This is a genomic window from Paenibacillus pabuli NBRC 13638, from assembly GCF_001514495.1.
Taxonomy (GTDB): domain Bacteria; phylum Bacillota; class Bacilli; order Paenibacillales; family Paenibacillaceae; genus Paenibacillus; species Paenibacillus pabuli.
Map to the genome: position 1 here is coordinate 270,914 of NZ_BCNM01000003.1, position 18,724 is coordinate 289,637.

The following is an 18,724-nucleotide window of genomic DNA, read 5'->3' on the forward strand; positions in this document are numbered from 1 at the left end:
GGTTGATATTTATGACATTAGTAAAATATTCTACTGGTCCAGTTGAAAATGCTATTAATACTGCAACAGTTCCAGGAGAGTCCAGAACTTTTTTCGCGAAGGCAGTTAATAATGGAAGTAGCAATGCTACGGTACGTGTTCGATTATTCCGTTTGAATGGAGCAAAAGCTCTGGTTAGCACATTTACTTTCACTCTTGCACCAGGCTCTTCTAGCTTCCGGGTTCTGAATGTTGCTAATTTGGTTCAATTTGAAGTTGAGTATACTACAAACAGCAAACATGTCCTTGTGTCAGGATGGGGTAAAAACGCAACTGGCCGATTGGTTGCAGCTCATCGCTTTTCACCTACAGAATTGGCTAAGAAAAGTTTCGGCAAGCACTCTAAGCATCATAAACATTATAAGCATTATAAAAAGCACTAATAATAATCAGTAGATTGGAGATCCACCTGCTTCTACAGAGGTGGGTCTTTTGGGTTTATGTTTCAGATTTTGCCGACCTTCTATAATTTGTATTAAAGCTCTACTGTTTTATCGATACATAAATCAAAAAAACCGCCATTTAGGCGGCTATCAAGCTAAGTTCAACTTCCTTTTCTCACTCCATTTCCCCCAGAGCATCAATAATACAAGCACTAATGCACCCATAACCAAATTAAGCCCCATCTCGATCAAACGCTGCACATTACCATTCAGGAAAACGCCATACCCCTGAGTTACCGAGGAACTAAACTGCTCTGACGTAAAGAATGTGTAATAGAGACTGAACATCATCATATGAACCAATGTATACATGGTGGAAAAGATAAACGGGAGTATCGCTATGTACCGATTTTTACTTACAGCAAAAATGATGAGCGCCTGTGTAAACAGGAACAAATCGCCGATCAACATGAATTCAATCCGACCGGAAATATCATATGCGCCACTGAAAAATAACTTTTCAAACATGGTAAACGATAATCCTTCACCCCAATAATCAACCAAGATTTGAAAGTAGGCTTGCAGATATCCTAAGGCAAATAACAGTGGCAGAGATAGCAGACAAAGTCGATCCACTCGTTTACGCGTTAAACATATACAGATGCTTAATGCACTCACGGTAATCATAACAATCGGCATAATCTCGATATATCGGTTATGTACACCGTATTGATTGGCTACGAGTCCACCTACGAGTGTCACGATGAAAAGGATAAAACTTGCTAGAGCACAGCCAATGATCGTCCTCATATTGAATCCATATGTTTCTTTGGTTACCGTTCTGCGTAGTTCTGAAATAGAGCCAAATCGTTGGATGCTGCGTTCAATAGCCTGTTCTTCAGAATATCCCTGACTTCTATAGTGATCGGTAGACGAATGGAGATGAGCGGCCATTTCTTCTCTCCACTCGGACTTTTCCCGTTTGGTTAAAAACGTATTCCGGAGTACTTGATCTAAATATCGTTCAATGATTTCCATGAAGACTCCCTCCCAAGAAAATATTAATGATCTTTATGTTATCCGTCCAAGATGTTCTCAACTTGTCGAGCTGAGTCTGACCCTCAGAGGTCATTCGGTAATATCGTCGCCGTGGTCCTCCAAATTGATCCCCCCAGTAGCCCTCAATATACCCATTAGCCTCCATTCGTTTGAGGGCGGGATATAACGTGCCTTCTTTCAGATCATACTGACCGTTCGTCTCGTCATGCACCGTTTGGGATATTTCATACCCGTACGCATCCTGCTTACTCAGAACAGACAGTACAATACCATCAATGTAACCTTTCATCATTTCATTCTTCAGTTCTCACACCACCTACTGTGTAATTCTATGTAGTCAGCATAACAAACAAATATTGTAAAAGGCAATACATAAAATCATTCGAGATTAATGTTCTCCCTCCTCGAATTTAGGCATGTCTAAAAGGTTTATTTCTTCCTATTGCCGTGTTCGGCCGTTTGTTAAGTTCGATAATACCCTTTAGAGTCGACTGGTGCCTTGTACAAAAAAAGATCGGCTTCTATCACAGATAGAAGCCGAACAAGATAATGATGCAGCATGATTCAGGTAACCATTAAGACACTACAAATTGTACGACAACTGGAATTCCAGCATTCAGTGCGTCGCCTCCGGGGATCGTAATTGCGGTGGTTGTTACGGTAGATGTATCCGCTGTTTGCATAATGCCGTTAATATAAAGATTGTAATAATTGAACGTGCTTGGAAATGCCGTTGCAGCTGCACCGGCGTCGTTTGTAAAAGCAGTTGCAGCAATCGCAAACGTTGCTCCGGTACCCGTTCCGTCACCAATGGTTGCAGCAAATCTTACACCGTTCTGAAATGGGGTTACGAGTGGCATGGTTCTCACCTCCTACCTAACATAGTATATGTGGTAGATTCGAGAGTAGTGAAGGCAAAGTCACGAGGAGGTTTGACCAATTTTAACCATTTATTATATTTACTGTTAGTTGAATTATCTCCACAATGATCGGCGTTCCAGCAAAGAGCACACCGCTTTGCGACGGGAAGAACAATATATCGGCACTTACGTCGTAGGAGTTACCTGGCTGGACGATCCCGTTGATATAAAGATTGTAGTAACTGGTAAGTCCTATTCCTGCAAATTCAGATACACTCCCACCCTCGTCATTCACGAATTCCCCGGCGGGAATCGTAACCGAGTCCGACAAATTCAGATCGGTGTCTGGAAAATAGAAGTAACGGTTTACCGTAGGAATAATCTCAATTCCGGGTATGCTGCCCGGCGGACCCTGCTCACCTGGAGGGCCCGTTGGTCCTTGTACTCCGGGAATTCCAGGGGAACCCTGCTCGCCTTGGGGGCCAGCGGGGCCTTGCGCTCCGGCCAGACCCGGTTCGCCTTGCTCACCCTGTGGGCCGACAGGACCTTGCGCTCCGGGCAAACCCGGTTCGCCTTGCTCGCCCTGCGGGCCGACAGGACCCTGCGCTCCGAGCAAACCCGGTTCGCCTCGCTCGCCCTGGGGACCGACGGGACCTTGCGCTCCTGCAAGACCCGGTTCGCCTCGCTCGCCCTGAGGGCCGGCGGGGCCTTGCGCTCCGGGCAGACCCGGTTCGCCTCGCTCGCCGCGAAGGCCGGCAGGGCCTTGCGCTCCAAGCTGGCCCGGCTGGCCAGGCACACCGTGGGGGCCGACAGGGCCTTGGGCACCTTGCTCCCCTACCAGACCTTGCGTTCCATGAGGTCCGACAGTCTGCGTTTCATGTTGTCTCACCGGAGCCAGCCGGGGCCTGGGCTCCCGGCATGCCGGGTTGACGCCCATACCTCTCGGCAAAACAATGATTTTTTTATTACAGATCAATTTCTGTTGTTTTAATGGACACTTCAAGGAGCGCCGTTTTCTCCGACGGGTTTTACGGATACGAGAGCATGTTCTTAGTTCCCCTGAGGATTTTTTTCTACATTTCGGTGTTGAACGTCTGGATCTTAATCGTTTGGGCGCAGCTCTTCTCTTATTCAGATACTTCAAAACGTTCACTCTCCTTAGGCCAAAGCACACAGTGTATATGCCCTATTCTATGTCCTCAATACATTCGGAGAGTGTGCGAATAACTATGAAGGATGCCCAATAAAAAAAGACAACAGCTCCTGCTGCAGTCCTTTGTCTTAGCCATATGCTTTCATGAATATCCATCGGATCTTTCTCAACAAACTTTTCATACCAATGGTTTAGTGGGAAATGTGAGACCTATAGCTGTTTCGCTACATCTGTAAATGCAGGTGATAGGCTTCAGCTGCTCCGCTTTATAAAACTGAGCCGTTCTAAATCCTTACTAGGATCGTAACCTGGAAAAGATGAGGGATTGTGTAGTTTTTTTTAATGGACTCTTACCTCTACTCAAAATGCAGAACGATTTCTTCAGGTTTATGTGTCTCCAATGTAATCTGACCTTTCTCGAAGAGGATCATAGACGGGTATGTTTTTAGATCAAAAATCTTCTCATAATTAAACTTCTGTTCATCACGAATATTATAAAAAGTCACGTTGGTGATTGGGCCTTCCGCCCTCAGATTCTGGTTGTTCACTTCATTCAATTCTGTCTGTAAATCAACAATAAATGACCGCTCCGCAGGGCGGTCGGTAAATACAATTAGAGAAGCATCATTTCTCTGGTTTTGAGTCAAATGTTCAATGGCTTTCTCTCTATTGTTCTGACCACACCCTACCAATAAGAGTATCAACACACACACTATCCAGAACCTCTTCATTAAACACCACTCCAATATATGATATAATTGGGTATTAATTATAAATCAAATATTATCAGATAAGTTTTATCTCTGAAAGGAGCACGCATAATGAACAAAAAGAATATCATCTTGGCTATCATTCTGGGTCTTATCATTTTGGCGCTTCCACTCATACTCTATTTTTTTGTTACGGTGAATGAAGAATCCGCACCACATGAATCGAACATCCCAACTCAAACCAAAACCGTAGATGGGCTTACTATCACTTTGCGGAATGCTACCGATCCCATTTGAACTGGAACTTACGAGAGTTAATTCACGATCACAGTTTTTTGGTTCATAGCATTCATTAAGAGTTTGCATGTGGATACATCTCATTTAAAACTTCGGAATCGAAAAGGCATCCCCTTCTTTCTCACACCCGACTAAAACGTAAAACGCAGGCCCCTCTTCACATTCTTCACAAATGTTTTCCACTTATCCTTGTTTCGCATGACCCCTTGAAGCACAACCACATTCTGCATCCTTCGATCCAAAGGGAATTTTATCAATATATATGTAACTTCGACCCTCCATAAATTGTTTATATAGCAATGCACCATTTACGTCCATCTCATCCGAAAAAGAGGCGATACCATGCGTTCGATTAACCCATCCGATGACATAGCAAAAGAAAAACGACGCTCCACTTCACGCTTGAATCATAGACCCAAAGGTAAAGGTAAATCCTCCCGACGATTCGCTATTGCAATGGCTGCCGCATTAGTTACGTCAAGCCTGCTGTTGGAGCTGACAGCTGAGCCAAACGCTCATGCAGCCACTATCATGCAGCATTCCGTCAGTAACACTTCTGTTCGATCGACTGCAACAAACCCAGAGAAAAAACTCCACTATACCGCTGTAGAGGGAGCTTATTATTACACCGTCGCCTTGAGAAGTGATGGTTCGGTCTGGACCTGGGGCCGCAACCTGCTGGGAGAGCTGGGTGTGAGCGAAGACATTCGATATCGTCATACGTCTAGTCCAACCCGCATACCGGAACTATCCAATGTAATAGCTATTTCAGCCGCCGGCGGTGGAATCAACGCAGCCGTTCAGGCGGATGGAACGGTCTGGGAGTGGGGTGCTGGTAAACTACCCAGCAAAGTCGAAAGCATCCACGCTGCGAAGGATGTGGTAACGGGTTCTTTCACTGTCGCCCTTCTACAGGACGGGACAGTCTGGTCATGGCAGCGCCCGGCGGCACAAGGAAGCGATTCTGGTCTAGTACGTAAACCGCATGCGATTAGCGGACTGAAAGATATCATCCAGGTTGGAACCTCAGGTCTGCATGGATATGCGCTGAAGAAAGATGGTTCTGTATGGACGTGGAATGAGCCCGACGAACCCGGAAAAGTCCTTTCCAAACCTACCAGGATAAAAGGTCTGACCAACATATCTTCGATCACAAGTTCAGATTCATCCCTGCTTGCACTGGATAGGAACGGGAAAGTCTGGGGTTTGGACGAAAAAGGGAAAGCGTTCGCCTTTCATTACGACTTCAAAGTGAAGAAGATGGATGGAAATTCGCAATATATGTTGTTACTCACGACATCCGGTGAGGTCTACAGCTACGGAAGAAGCGTGAACGGCAAAGAAGGCAAAGTAAACCATCTATCCGGCATTACGGATATTTCAGCAGGATATTACCACAGTCTTGCCTTATCCTTGGATGGAACCGTCTGGGGCTGGGGAAGCGATAAGTACGAGGAAGCGGGTGCACCTGCAACGTCATCTGGAGGCATGGTCTACAAACCCGTTCAAGCCAAAATTGGTACAGATGTATATCTGAACGGTGAGCTGTTCCAGTCAATGTATGCCGCTGTTGAAACGGCCAAGACCGTGCAGCTGCCCATCAAAGCCATCGCCACAGCACTCGGAGCAGAATTTGAGATTCATCAGGTGGAAGGTAGCCTGAACCACTACACGCTAAAATATGACAATCGGACAATCACAATCCGTCCTGACGAAACACAGTATGTTATTACTTCCGCAGATTCGCCTGAGGAGAAAGTCATGCAGCTACCTGAACCCCTAAACAATTACTCTGGAGCAACCACAGTGCCTTTTGAGGTACTACGAGGTTTGGGGTTGAACGTGTCCTGGGATCCTGAGAAAGCTATGCTGACCATTGACGATGCTGATCAGAAAGATTCAGGAAACTAAACGAGTCGCTTCGCACAAAAATATCCCCTTCAGGTAAACATCCTGTCCTTGATGAACAAGGTTTATCTGAAGAGGATTGATATAAATCATCATCTCTATCCCTGAACTACGATATCTGAACTACTATATCTGGACTCTTATTTCTCGAACCGGAACCAGCCAAAGTCAAACTGACTGCCCGGCAGGAAGATAAAGGTCACCTTCTGCACACCTTTAACCTGCTCAAGCTCAAATACCCGTTCCTCATATCCTTCGGACTGTGTAAATTCGACCAGCTGATTGCTCTGCCCAGCCTCACCTGCAAAGCGGATATGAATCGTGTTTTTATCAATTGGTGAACGGCCACAGATCACAAGCTTGGAAGTGCCTTCTGCCGTGAAGTCCATATTTTCAAACTCCAGCGACACATTGTTTCCAATCCCCTCAACATGATCGCCCTCAATCTTGAACGTATCCCCGTAGAGATGATCACATGATGCAGCTGTATTCTGCTCAAATGCGCGGCTTTGGCGCTCAAACGAGAACCCTTTGATATGAATCTTCTGCTTCAGTACAAAGCAGATCGACGTAATCCCGCTCAGTCGCTTGGACAGTTGATATGTCTCTTCCTGATATACATTCCATCTGGATTCTTTGTCATACACCACATCTGCCAGAAGTGTACTTCCCTCTTCATCCGGCATACCTTCCCAGATCTGAATGAAGTACTCTTCACTGGACAGCGCAAAGATCGGAATCGTAATGGTATCGGAGCCGTACGGCCCGAAGTCGATATTGCGGAAGCCCACATGCGTTTCCCCATCCCGGCTTGTCGCTACCCCGCGTTCATTGCCGTTACCGACATCCCCTTTGGTGTAATCGTACAGTCCGCCTGTAATGAAGCCGTACGGATCTTTGTAAGCCGTGCCCAGACCCGTTGCTTTGAACTCCAGCTGGGAGATCAGTTTGGTTTGATCCGTACCGTTGGTACTGGTTGCACGAAGCCGGAACTCTCCGTCTCCTATAGCCGATACCTTCACCACATGCTGCTGCTCGCTGTTGTTGCCCGTTTCTGCCTGAACAACTTCCACTTTGGCAATATTGGATTCGATCCCTGCATCGTTCACCACGGCCCACACGATATCCCGATAGGAGGTGTTCTCCGGATACAGCTTGGCGCTAACCGTCATCTGCTGTTTCGATGGATCGAATAGCTGTCCACCTTCGCTGATGATCTCGATTTTCCGCAAAGGAATCTCCTGTGCGCGTCCCGTCAGAACCGGACGTTCCGTATTACTCATGAGTACGGTTTGCTCCTGACTTGCAGCGGCCTCGGAATCACCTAAGGTACGATCTCCTGCGCCTTCAACAGCTCGTGATTCAAACTCGGCAGCCGCACTCTCCAATCCTTCCGAAGTTACCTCGATCCGTACCGTTCCCGGTTCGTTCGTTGCCCCGATGATTGCCATCAGTTTGCCGCTGAACAATCTTCTGCTAAGACCTTTGTATGGATCATAGTCCGTACTGTCCCCGTTATCCAGACCCAACAGACGGCCTGCACCTGTCACCTGGACCTGCACACGGTTGTTTGCATTTTGCACGGGATTGCCTGCTTCGTCTTCTACATAAATTTCCACGAAAATAAGATCTGTACCATCCGCTTGCAGCTGCTCCCGATCCGCTTGCAGCCGAACCTGCTTCGCATCGGTATATGATCTTTGCACATCGGTTGCAATCACGTTACCGTTCTCATCATACGCGATGGCTTTCAGCTCGCCCTCTTCATATGGGACTTTCCACCAGCCTGCCAGCTGGGTTCCCTTTGCATGATCGATATCATACGTGCCGATCGTCTTGCCATTCAGCTGCAATTCAATCTTTGGCGCATTACTGCACACGCGTACATCAATCAGCTGACCCGGGCTGAAATCCCAGTATGGGAACAGGTGAACCATCGGAGTTTTCTTATAATCGGTCCAGGCTGCCTGGTAGATATAGTAGGAATCTTTCGGGAACGTTGCTGTATCCAGCTGCCCAAAATATGAATTCTTCGTATGATACGGTGTCGGCTCTCCAATATAATCGAATCCGGTCCACAGGAACTGCCCCAATGAATACGGCGTATCCCGTTCTGCCAAAATGCAATATTCTGCCGACTTCGCGCCCCAGCTTGTCGTGCTGTTCCCAAGTGCAGAACACTGCTCGTCATCGTCTGCCAGTATGGATTGCTCGAACGGGAAGTGATAAATCCCGCGGCTCTGCACCACAGACGATGTTTCACTACCATAGATAATCCAGTCCGGATGTTCTTCGTGATGTTTGTCGTAGTATTTTTCCGCGTAGTTATAGCCTGCGAGCTTCACGATATCGGCGCATTTTTGTGCGTTTTCCCAAGGCATATAGTTCGAACCGATCGTCACGCCTGCATTGCCTTTTGGATCGAATTCCAGTACATACTCCATCAGCATGCGAGTCACTTCCTGCCCACGCTCATCTGCATGGGTATCATAAATTTCGTTACCGATACTCCACATGATCAGACTTGTATGGTTACGGTCCCTCTTCACCCAGCTCTTCACATCGGTATGTGCCCATTCCGGGAAAAATCTCGCATAATCGTAAGGGGTCTTGGCTCTCTCCCACATATCGAACGCTTCCGAAACAATCAGCATACCCATCTCGTCCGCAAGTTCCATGAACTCTTTGGCAGGCATGTTATGAGCGGTCCGGATAGCGTTGACACCCATTTCCTTCAACAGTACAAATCTTCTGCGCAATGCCGTCAGGTTAAAAGCAGCCCCAAGCGCCCCGAGATCATGGTGTTCACACACACCGTTCAGCTTCATCTTGACCCCATTCAGGTGGAAGCCTTCGTTTGCATCCAGCTTGATATCCCTGAAGCCAATCCGTTGTGTGACAGACTCGATCGTCTCATAGCCCTGCTCACCCGCAACCACTTGCAGTTCTGTTACCAGATCATACAGATTCGGTTCATCCGGGCTCCATAACTTCGGATGATCCACCGTCAGCTGTTGGCTGTCAGACTGCATCTCTCCATGTCCAGCGTCTTTACCCGCTGTAGCTATGACGTCCGCTTTGCTGGATACAATCTGCTTCCCCTGATACCGAATCGTGTGCACAAGCTGTGCGTTCTGATCCAGATTCAGCTCCGTGTCCACTTCCACCCGCCAGCCTTCTGGCTGCTGCTGAATGGATACATAGATACCGTCTGTGACGATGTGATTCCGATCTCTCGTTTTGAGCCACACATTGCGGTAAATTCCAGCCCCGGAATACCATCTGCTGTTGGGGCTCTGATGTACCACTTTGACTACAATTTCATTGTCACCTTCCACCAAAGCATTCGTGATCTCATACTCAAAAGCCGAATAGCCGTACTTCCATTCCCCCACAAGCTGACCGTTCACATAGACAGAAGAATCCATGTATACCCCGTCAAAGCACAGCAGAAGCTGCTGCTCATTCTTCGTATACGGGAAGATTTTGCGGTACCAGCCAATGCTGTCTTCGTAAAGTTCAAGCGTATTATAGATCAGCCAATCATGAGGAAGCTCCACCGATTCAAACGTTAACCCCGCAGGCTCCGTAACCTCCAGCTTACTTTTCGCAAATTGCCAACCATCCGTAAAAAGCTTTTTCTGATTCATCTCAGCTCTCACTTTCTGTGTGTAATTATGATTGCGGTTACAAAATAAAAATGACTTTTTACCGAAAACCTTTTCGGAATCTATCTTGTAAGACCATAACACTTCTCCGATTATATCACCTGACCGCCCTCTGTACGTTCATTTTGGGAAGATTTAAGAAAAAAAGGCCCTCTTTCGATTAATCCAAATCGGGGCCTTGTGAAGTCTACCTTGAATTCATATCCGCATTTAATGATTCATTGCTCGAATAGGTCTGTAGAATGCCCGAATATCTTCAGCCATCAACTCTGGTTCCTCCAAAGCCGTAAAATGCCCGCCACTCGGCATGGAGGACCACCGCGTTACGTTTAGGTTTTGCATCGCCCAGGATTTAGGCGGCAGCACGATATCCGCAGGAAAAATGGCAATGCCTGTCGGAACGTCTATCCGGCCCAATGGTGGCAAGGAATGTGAATTTTCGTAGTACATCCGTGTGGATGATCCTATGGTGTTCGTAACCCAATAGATCATAATATGAGTCAGCAACTCATCCTTGCTAAATATTTGATTAAGGTCACCTTTACAGTCGCTCCATGCACGAAACTTCTCAATGATCCACGACGCCAAACCTACTGGCGAATCGGAAAGTCCATACGCAAGTGTCTGAGGTTTGGTGGATTGAATGGACATATAACCCCCCTCTTGCGAAATCCATGTTGAAGCATGCTTCTTGTACTCTCGCTCTTCCTCCGAGCGTCCTACCCCATCCTGTGAAGATAAGAGATCCCTTATGATCCCAATATCAGTTAAGTGGATTCCAACTAGAAGTTCAGGATGATTCGATGCCAGATAACGTGTAACGCCAGAGCCAATATCTCCACCTGCAGCAGCGAATTTGTTGTAGCCTAATTCTTTGGTCATTAGTTTGGCCCACATCTGGGAGACACGAGAATTGTTGATGCCAGGTTTGTCAGGGCGACTAGAGAATCCAAATCCAGGCAGTGAAGGCACAATGACATCAAAAGAGTCCTCCGGATTACCTCCATGACTCGCGGGATCGGTCAGGAGAGGGATAATCTTTTGATAACGAAGGTAGCTGTCAGGCCATCCATGGGTAAGAATAATCGGCAGAGGGTTAGGCCCTTTACCACGCTCATGTACGAAGTGCACATCCATCCCATCGATCTGGCAACGAAACTGGGAAAACCGATTCAACCTGGCTTCTTCCGCGCGCCAGTCATAATGATCTCTCCAATAGGAAACGAGAGACTTTAAATAACGGATATCTGTTCCTCGCTCCCAGCCCGAGTCTGCCAATTGATCAGGCCAACGGATGTGATGCAGCCGATATTGCAGATCGTCCAGTATGTCATCGGAGACATGAATATGAAAACGTTCGACAGTCATCCTGATTCCCTCCTCGTTTGTTGATGTACCACGCTATTATATCTTTTCAAACTCGCACCTGCACAGTATTCGTGAAACCAACAGCTTCAATTTGACATCCACAGATTCCATCTCTGTAAATCAAATCCTGTAATTTCTTGTCGTCCTATGTTAGATTATCCATTGGAATAATATCACATATATAGATAGGGGAAATTAGAACGTGAAGAAATCATGGGTACTATCCATCATTATGAGTTTTGTTTTGCTCGGCGGGGTATTTGCACCTGCAGGGTCCTATGCCGCTGCTGCGGATGACTCAACAACTACATATTCGGAAGACGGATACGAAGAAGTTGACACGACACAAGAAGAGCCGGAACTTACAGCCGACGAAGCGGATTTCTTGAATTACCTGGATCAACTGGATATCGCATCTGTGTATGAGGAGAAAGCCTTCAACGCTTTGGCTGGCAGCTCATACATTACGTCTTCCAATCGCAAATCGGTTTTCCTGAAATTGACCAACACAGCGATTCCTAACTACACCAAATATGTATCCATGCTGAAGCTGATCAAGCCACAGAATGCAGAACTGCAAAAAATTCATGCCAACTTGATCAAAGGAAGCTACACACAGCTGGAAGGATTCCAACTGGCTAAAAAGGCTGTATCCAAAACAACGGTAAACAGCGCTGTCCTGAAACAAGGTAACACCAAAATCGATACCGGCAAGAAAAATATCGAGAAGTATCACAAAGAATTGTCCGCTTATGCCGATAAACTTGGGTATGAATTTTAAAAAATAAAACCCAAATGGAATGGTGACTCCAAATCATCCTTATCTCATATATGAAGTGAAAACGCATCTTGCGTTCTGATTTCGATAATTTGAGAATGAAGGAAAAAAAAGTGTTTTCTTTTTCCAGGTTACTTCGTATAATAGCACTATAATCAAAAGGCTATGCTGCCGAAAGGTACAACCTCGTAAACATTGGGGTTGTGCCTTTTTTGCGTTTATAGCCGCATGATTCATCCCAAACAAGGAGTGAATACTATGTTACTTGAAGCCATTTATCATCGTCCTAAAATGAATTGGTCCTATGTGTATGACCGTTCGACCATGCATCTGAGACTCCGTTCCAAACGGGGCGACCTGGATGCCGTTATTGCCATCATCGGGGATAAATATGCCTGGGACCGTACGGTCCTCCACCTTCCGATGCGGATCTTTGCCCGTGATGCCCTGTTCGACTATTGGGAAGTGGAAGCGCAACCACCCTACCGCAGATTGCGCTACGGCTTCCAACTGATTGAGGGAGAAGATTCGGTCTGGATGACGGAACGGGGATTCGAACAGGCTCTGCCTGATCATCCGCTGGAGTTTTTCGATTTTCCATTTATGAATCCGGCAGATATCTTCGAAGCGCCAGCTTGGGTTAAGGATGCTGTGTTCTATCAGATTTTCCCTGAACGTTTTGCCAATGGTGATCCGTCGATCAGTCCGAAGAATGCTGAACCTTGGGGCGGTGAGCCGACGCCTGTCAATTTTTTTGGAGGTGATTTACAAGGAGTTCTGGACCACCTCGACCATCTGAGCGCGCTTGGCATTAACGCCATTTATTTCTGCCCGGTGTTCCAAGCTACTACTAACCATAAGTATAATACCGCAGATTATATGAGGGTTGATCCCCACTTTGGCACCAATGAGAAATTGAAGGAACTTGTGGATGCATGCCATGCACGCGGCATACGGGTTGTTCTGGACGCGGTGTTTAACCACTCCGGGAGAGAGTTTCTTCCATTTGCAGATGTACTTGAAAAAGGGGCAGCTTCCCGTTATGCGGACTGGTTCCATGTCAGAGAGTGGCCGGCGCGCATCGAGGATGGTATCCCCACGTATGATACCTTTGCCTTTGAACCCTTGATGCCCAAACTGAACACGGAGCATCCCGAGGTCAAAGAATATTTGCTGGAGGTGGCCCGCTACTGGATTCAGGATATGGGTATCGACGGTTGGAGGCTGGATGTTGCCAATGAGGTAGACCATCAATTCTGGCGTGAATTCCGGCAAACGGTCAAATCACTTAACCCGGATGCCTATCTGCTCGGCGAGATCTGGCATGATTCCATCATGTGGCTGCAGGGGGACCAATTCGATGCCGTCATGAACTATCCGTTCACGAATTCAGTGATGGACTTTGCCGTGCTCGGCAAGCTGGACGGTCTCGGATTCGCCAACGAGATTGGCAAACTGCTCGCTGCTTATTCACAGCCTGTAACGGAAGCTGCCTTCAACCTGCTCGGCAGCCATGACACGCCGCGACTCCTCACCTTATGTGAAGGAGATATACGCAAAATGAAGCTGGCCGTCCTCTTGCTGCTTACGTATCCAGGTGCTCCTTGTATTTATTATGGTGACGAGGTGGGCCTTGACGGAGGTTATGATCCGGGTTGCCGCAAATGTATGGAGTGGGATGAACGGAAGCAGAACAAGGAACTGCTCGACTTCTTCACCCAAACCATTGCCCTGCGCAAACAACACCCTGCATTGCGCAGTGCGGACATCACGATGATTTACGCTGAAGCTGGAGATCCGTTCATTGCCATGGGACGCAAGGATCCGGATACCGGGGAACAATTCGTGCTCGTTCTGAATGCAAGCGAAGAAGACCGCAGCATGGAGCTGCCGCTGCACCAAGGGACTTGGCGTGATGTATTCTCAGCCACCTCCAAGGAGACGCAGCATAACAAGCTGAAGCTGGACCTGGATGCGTACAGTTTCTCCCTGCTCCAGCTGGATGTCAAATCACATGTGAACGCATAACTTTCCATTTAAATTATGTCGTTTTCTCGTTGCTATTTGCGGTCAGGAGTATGATCATGCATAAGTTTTGGTTAAACACATGACGATGGGGAATGTTCATCACTCCAAGTCAAAAAAGGGAACCCTTGGCGCCTAATGCAGCCTCCGGTTCCCCTCTTCTATTTGTAATATGCTGTGTCCGTCCTACGTTGGCATTCAGTCGCCACTTCATTCATTCGTCCCTTCCGAATCCTCCTTACTCGCCGCAACCTCATCCTGAACGGAGAAGTTTGGAACGGGATTTCTTATTTTCTTCATTCTTGGGCTTGTTAAATTGTCCCGGGTAACGACGATCTTTTGCGGGATTTTGTACGGAGGCATCTTGTCTTGGCAAAAGTTCCAGACGTCTCTTCGCAGTTCTGTAAGAGACTGCTCCCTTGTAAGTCTGACCGTCGCTTTGACCATCTGCCCCGTAATTCCACTCGGCTCCCCGCTCACGACAGCCGTCTCAATCACTTCCATTTGCTCCAGAACGCTCTCTACTTCCGCGGGGTAAACCTTACGCCCACCTACATTAATGATCTCGGAGCGGCGGCCCAAAATGCGAATGTAACCATCCACCATCTCCGCTTCATCCCCGGTCTGGAGCCAGCCATCTTCCGTGAATGGAGACGGGGCGTTCAGATACCCGATCATGGCCGTTTCCGTAAGGATCTCCAGCAACCCGTCCATAATCCGATAACGGACTCCCTCGCCACGAACCGCAAATAGCAATGACCCTGACTCCTTGGAACGTGTCGGCAGAATGCCAAGCTCCGACATGCCGTATGCCTGCACGGTGCGTACACTCGGAAACTGGCGATTCCATGCGGCAAGCAGCGCTTCTGGCATCACCTCCGAACCATAGGAGACCACTTCCAGACCGGATAAGTCGAACTCCCGATAAATTTCACTTAGGAGCATGAGATTCATGAACGTGGGTGAGACTGGCAATGCCTGAACACGGTACCTTTCAATGGTTCGGCATACTTCCACAGGCGAGCGATCCGGTATGACGCATAAACACCCGCCGCTGGACAAGGATTGCAGCATCGTATTTAACCCGCCTATATGATCAAACATCATGAACGGAATGGTACAGAGCGGCCGGACTTGCCGCCTGAAACCATCCAGGAGTCGATCCGCGCAGTGAACAGCAGCTTTGCTTCGTCCGGTCGATCCGGATGAGAAGATCACCAGGCCTGCTTTCTTTTCCTGACCCAGCCTTGTCAATATCGGGGAACGGCTGCCCTGGACGGAACAGCGTCTGGCCCCTACTTCCCCGTTCCCAACACTCATGCGCCATTCTGCCTGAGCGAGCGCTGTATATTCATTCCGCTTGGCCTCAACCAGATGACGATCCAGCGGAACCACAATACAATTCCGTTCCAGAAGAGCCATTAATGCCGCTGCCGCATAAGGCGAATAGTCCTCTTCAAGCGCAACGATTGTCCCTTCCAGCCCTTCTCTGGCTATCCACTGGCTAAGGGTGCGTATCTGATCCAATAACCAGTTATAGCTATATTGCTCATCCTTCCATATCATCGCATTGCGATTACCATACTCGGCGAACCGTTCCAGAAGGAAGTGAATACTCATTCTTGATCCCCCTTCGAGCAGCGTTCCAATTGCGCTTCCAGGTAATCAACCAGTGATTCCACGGTCCGATAAGGGCTTTCCGGTATGGTAGCAGCCGCCATCTCTGCGAGAGTTATTCCTAAACCGAACGCATCCTCAACCCCTTGCTCGACCACCGCAAGTAACGTTACCAGTTCAAGAGAGTCCAGTCTTCCCCGGCTTCCGTACAGGGGCGATTGCATGCCATGCTCCAGAGAAATGGGTGCATTATGGTATCGATTAAGCTCTTCACAGCTCTCCAGTACGATCCGCTCAATGACTTTCCGGTGTGAAGGCGCCGAAACCCCTTCGTTCAAAGAGACCTGTCTGAACCTCTCGGCGTGCTGATGTGTGGTCATCAACTCCTCGTACCAGCGTAATTCATCCGCCGCCAATGGTTGAATGATATCCGTTAACTGTTCCCGCCAATCTGCACTTCGCTTCATTCTGGCGATCTGAAGCAGCTTGTGCGCCTGTTCCCAGCGAGCTATAATCGCGCGATACTCCTCCACATATCGCTCATGGGGAGCACCCAGCCATTTACCTGCCTCTTCAAGCAAATCACGGAAAAAGTAGCGGCTCCAGCGCATATCGAACAGGAACGCGGAGATCGCCTTCTCTTGTTCCCGATCCGCATCGGCATCCGGATGCAGACGTTGTAACAATTGCAGCGTCACCGCTTGTCCAAAATAGTAGCTTCGCTTACCCTGCCAGACCGTTCTGCCTGTGATGAATTCATGGGCCTGCGTTGCCAGTGCAGAGCACAACATGTCCCGATATCCAGCGGAGTCCAGTGTCTTCGCAGCACGAATCTCCATCGTGCCATAGGTCCGCAGCGTTTCTTTCCGGCGGGCTACCTCCAGCTCGGGAATGTTTTGGTTTCCTTTCCAGAACTCCTGAAAGTCAGCAGACGAGACAGCTCCCATGTATTTGGACGGGACGGGATCATAGACATAGAACTGCTTCTCATCCATTCCGTACACGGCCAGCCAATGGTCAACCAGATGCAGGCGCGAGCCTTGTTTAACGAGTTTATGGATATACTCAGGATTACGGTAATCCTCCCCATAAGGCAGGCAATAACTTGTGCCTGTGACGACCAAAAGTCCCTCATTTTCAAGGCGCTCCCGCATATATGCCTTTCCGTGCTCGAAACTGTCAAACTCCCGTTCTCCAAACACTTCCCACATGGGCTCCTCATAATCCAGCTTATGAAAATAAGGCTTGATCAGGCCACGATCCGAACAGGAAGGCAGGCTATACAAGCGGCTGGAAGCCAACAGGCCCAAACTGCTTATTGAGCCCTGGCGCTGAAGGATTTCGTGAATCAAAGGAAAATTGCAGGGATAATAATACGGAATATCCATCGTTGGTTGAAATGGTTGACTGATCATGGCTACCTCCTGTTTCCGGCTTTGGCAGCCATGCTGCCCCAAGACTGGATTTTGTAATGAAGAGACAGGTTATCATGGGCACGAAACACCCGATTGGGCAACGCTGTTCCGTCGGCATCCGTTTCAAACTGGCGGAATCCTCGGGTGAACCTGAACCGAAATCCGCTGTCGCGCGGTACCTCGAAGCAGCCTTCATACCGCCCACCTCCTGTATGCAGAAGCTTCATGCCCATGCCTCCGTAGATCGAGTCATCATACATGTCCTGAAACGGTACCTCCGCACTCATGCAGACTGTCACGTGACCCGATAATTCTTCCACAACTGTGTACATACGTGATGCAGTCAACTTCCCCACCGTCAGGGTAACCACTACATGACCGGTCTTGACAGGAACCAGCTCCCCATTGGGTCGTACCTCAAGAACTTCGGGTTGATCGGATTTAAATTCCCCTTCAAGCACACTCATGGTGAACCCGCTGTCGTAATGAAGCAGCGCATTGATGTGACTGCTCATTCCGCCCTTCAATCCAATAACGTCCCTTCCCGTCAGCTCCAGAGAGACTGGATTACCGATTCGGCCAAACATGTACAGCAGCGGAAGATGAACCCGCTCTCCCCAATCCGCTTCCTGATGACCGGCATCCGGTTGTTCCAGAAATGCGATATCCTTGCCCGGCTTGTATCCCAGTTCGAGCATCTGATGGACCATATCCCTTACCTGGGAAGGCAGAAACAATCCTTCTGCGTCTCCAATATCCATCCACATTTGAACCGGAGCATTACTCTCCGGCATGAGAACCATGTTCTCTACCTGCAGCCTGCTCTCTGACGTTTCGTCCAGCTGCACGTCCACGAAGAACGGGGAGAGCATCATCAGTTTGCCAAAAATATCAGGATGACGGGTTCCGATATGAAAGGTGCTAAGCGCCGCTGCGGAAGAACCCAGCAGTCCCGTATGGTCCTTGTCCGGAAGGGTGCGGTAATGCTTGTCAATGTAAGGTTTCAGTTCATGAATGATAAAGTGTTCATAATCCAGGCCTGAGCAGCCCACACTCACCGCTTCTCTTGCAGGCGCGATGAAATGATAGAATTCATTGTGGGTAACCGGGCGCACATGGGCAATTCCGACAATAATCAGACCGTCCATCAAGCCTTGAGCAATCAGTTGGTCAGCTGCCTGATCCACATTCCACGTTTCATTTCCCGCAGCCGAAGGACCAAAGGCCCTCTGACCCGCATGCATGTATAACACTGGATAGCGATGATTCACATGCTCCCTGTAGCCTGGTGGCAAATAGATCAATATCTTTCTCGTGTTACCCAGCCGGGATGCATGGAAACCTTCCACACATTCGATGACAGAATGAGTGTTCACTGAGCCATCAACCGCCTCTCCTATGGATTTTCCTCGGTACAATACCCGGTATTCGTCATGCCCGTCTG

The 18,724-nt window shown here is 48.3% G+C and carries 15 protein-coding genes; 5 read left to right on the top strand and 10 right to left on the bottom strand.

Annotation, left to right across the window (positions count from 1 at the left end):
- Positions 1-11: 11 nt before the first annotated feature.
- Complete coding sequence (locus tag PPA03S_RS06650; RefSeq protein WP_062321080.1) at positions 12-422, top strand: hypothetical protein; 411 nt, start codon at positions 12-14, stop codon at positions 420-422.
- A 150-nt stretch (positions 423-572) separates the two neighbouring features.
- On the opposite strand, the gene PPA03S_RS06655 is transcribed toward PPA03S_RS06650, so the two are convergent.
- The 5 genes from PPA03S_RS06655 to PPA03S_RS06675 form a co-directional block, all read right to left on the bottom strand.
- A complete protein-coding gene (locus tag PPA03S_RS06655) occupies positions 573-1,460 on the bottom strand; it encodes a permease prefix domain 1-containing protein (protein WP_062321082.1) in 888 nt (295 codons plus the stop codon).
- The gene (locus PPA03S_RS06660; RefSeq protein WP_068963973.1) at positions 1,447-1,773 is read right to left on the bottom strand and encodes a PadR family transcriptional regulator; all 327 of its coding nucleotides are present in this window, start codon (positions 1,771-1,773) and stop codon (positions 1,447-1,449) included. Before PPA03S_RS06660 ends, PPA03S_RS06655 begins: the two co-directional genes overlap by 14 nt.
- Before the next feature lie 283 nt (positions 1,774-2,056).
- The gene (locus PPA03S_RS06665; RefSeq protein WP_062321086.1) at positions 2,057-2,341 is read right to left on the bottom strand and encodes a DUF4183 domain-containing protein; all 285 of its coding nucleotides are present in this window, start codon (positions 2,339-2,341) and stop codon (positions 2,057-2,059) included.
- A gap of 82 nt (positions 2,342-2,423) precedes the next feature.
- On the bottom strand, positions 2,424-3,290 hold the full coding sequence (locus tag PPA03S_RS06670; protein WP_167665990.1) for a DUF4183 domain-containing protein: 867 nt from the start codon (positions 3,288-3,290) through the stop codon (positions 2,424-2,426).
- 560 nt (positions 3,291-3,850) lie between these two features.
- Positions 3,851-4,207 carry a hypothetical protein gene (locus tag PPA03S_RS06675; RefSeq protein ID WP_157283985.1) on the bottom strand — a complete coding sequence of 119 codons (357 nt, stop codon included), beginning with the start codon at positions 4,205-4,207 and terminating at the stop codon, positions 3,851-3,853.
- A 108-nt stretch (positions 4,208-4,315) separates the two neighbouring features.
- On the opposite strand from PPA03S_RS06675, the gene PPA03S_RS06680 reads away from it, so the two are divergent.
- Both PPA03S_RS06680 and PPA03S_RS06685 read left to right on the top strand, forming a co-directional pair.
- Positions 4,316-4,501 (top strand): hypothetical protein, encoded by a 186-nt coding sequence (locus tag PPA03S_RS06680; protein ID WP_062321091.1) that lies wholly within the window; start codon positions 4,316-4,318, stop codon positions 4,499-4,501.
- 342 nt (positions 4,502-4,843) lie between these two features.
- A complete protein-coding gene (locus PPA03S_RS06685) occupies positions 4,844-6,412 on the top strand; it encodes a stalk domain-containing protein (RefSeq protein ID WP_062321092.1) in 1,569 nt (522 codons plus the stop codon).
- A 137-nt stretch (positions 6,413-6,549) separates the two neighbouring features.
- On the opposite strand, the gene PPA03S_RS06690 is transcribed toward PPA03S_RS06685, so the two are convergent.
- Complete coding sequence (locus PPA03S_RS06690) at positions 6,550-10,059, bottom strand: glycoside hydrolase family 2 TIM barrel-domain containing protein (RefSeq protein WP_062321094.1); 3,510 nt, start codon at positions 10,057-10,059, stop codon at positions 6,550-6,552.
- A gap of 228 nt (positions 10,060-10,287) precedes the next feature.
- Positions 10,288-11,445 carry an epoxide hydrolase family protein gene (locus tag PPA03S_RS06695; RefSeq protein ID WP_062321096.1) on the bottom strand — a complete coding sequence of 386 codons (1,158 nt, stop codon included), beginning with the start codon at positions 11,443-11,445 and terminating at the stop codon, positions 10,288-10,290.
- A 202-nt stretch (positions 11,446-11,647) separates the two neighbouring features.
- Between PPA03S_RS06695 and PPA03S_RS06700 the strand changes: the two genes are divergently transcribed.
- Both PPA03S_RS06700 and PPA03S_RS06705 read left to right on the top strand, forming a co-directional pair.
- Positions 11,648-12,226 (top strand): hypothetical protein, encoded by a 579-nt coding sequence (locus tag PPA03S_RS06700; RefSeq protein WP_062321098.1) that lies wholly within the window; start codon positions 11,648-11,650, stop codon positions 12,224-12,226.
- 255 nt (positions 12,227-12,481) lie between these two features.
- Positions 12,482-14,251 (top strand): glycoside hydrolase family 13 protein, encoded by a 1,770-nt coding sequence (locus tag PPA03S_RS06705; protein ID WP_062321100.1) that lies wholly within the window; start codon positions 12,482-12,484, stop codon positions 14,249-14,251.
- A gap of 207 nt (positions 14,252-14,458) precedes the next feature.
- On the opposite strand, the gene PPA03S_RS06710 is transcribed toward PPA03S_RS06705, so the two are convergent.
- Genes PPA03S_RS06710 through PPA03S_RS06720 form a run of 3 tightly spaced genes read right to left on the bottom strand, consistent with a single transcriptional unit; the run spans position 14,459 to position 18,656 of the window.
- Positions 14,459-15,868 carry an ANL family adenylate-forming protein gene (locus PPA03S_RS06710; RefSeq protein WP_062321102.1) on the bottom strand — a complete coding sequence of 470 codons (1,410 nt, stop codon included), beginning with the start codon at positions 15,866-15,868 and terminating at the stop codon, positions 14,459-14,461.
- Positions 15,865-17,280 carry a cysteine peptidase family C39 domain-containing protein gene (locus tag PPA03S_RS06715; protein ID WP_062321104.1) on the bottom strand — a complete coding sequence of 472 codons (1,416 nt, stop codon included), beginning with the start codon at positions 17,278-17,280 and terminating at the stop codon, positions 15,865-15,867. Before PPA03S_RS06715 ends, PPA03S_RS06710 begins: the two co-directional genes overlap by 4 nt.
- Positions 17,281-17,282: 2 nt before the next feature.
- Positions 17,283-18,656, bottom strand: coding sequence for an alpha/beta hydrolase (locus tag PPA03S_RS06720; RefSeq protein WP_062321106.1), 1,374 nt, complete (start codon positions 18,654-18,656; stop codon positions 17,283-17,285).
- Positions 18,657-18,724 lie beyond the last annotated feature (68 nt).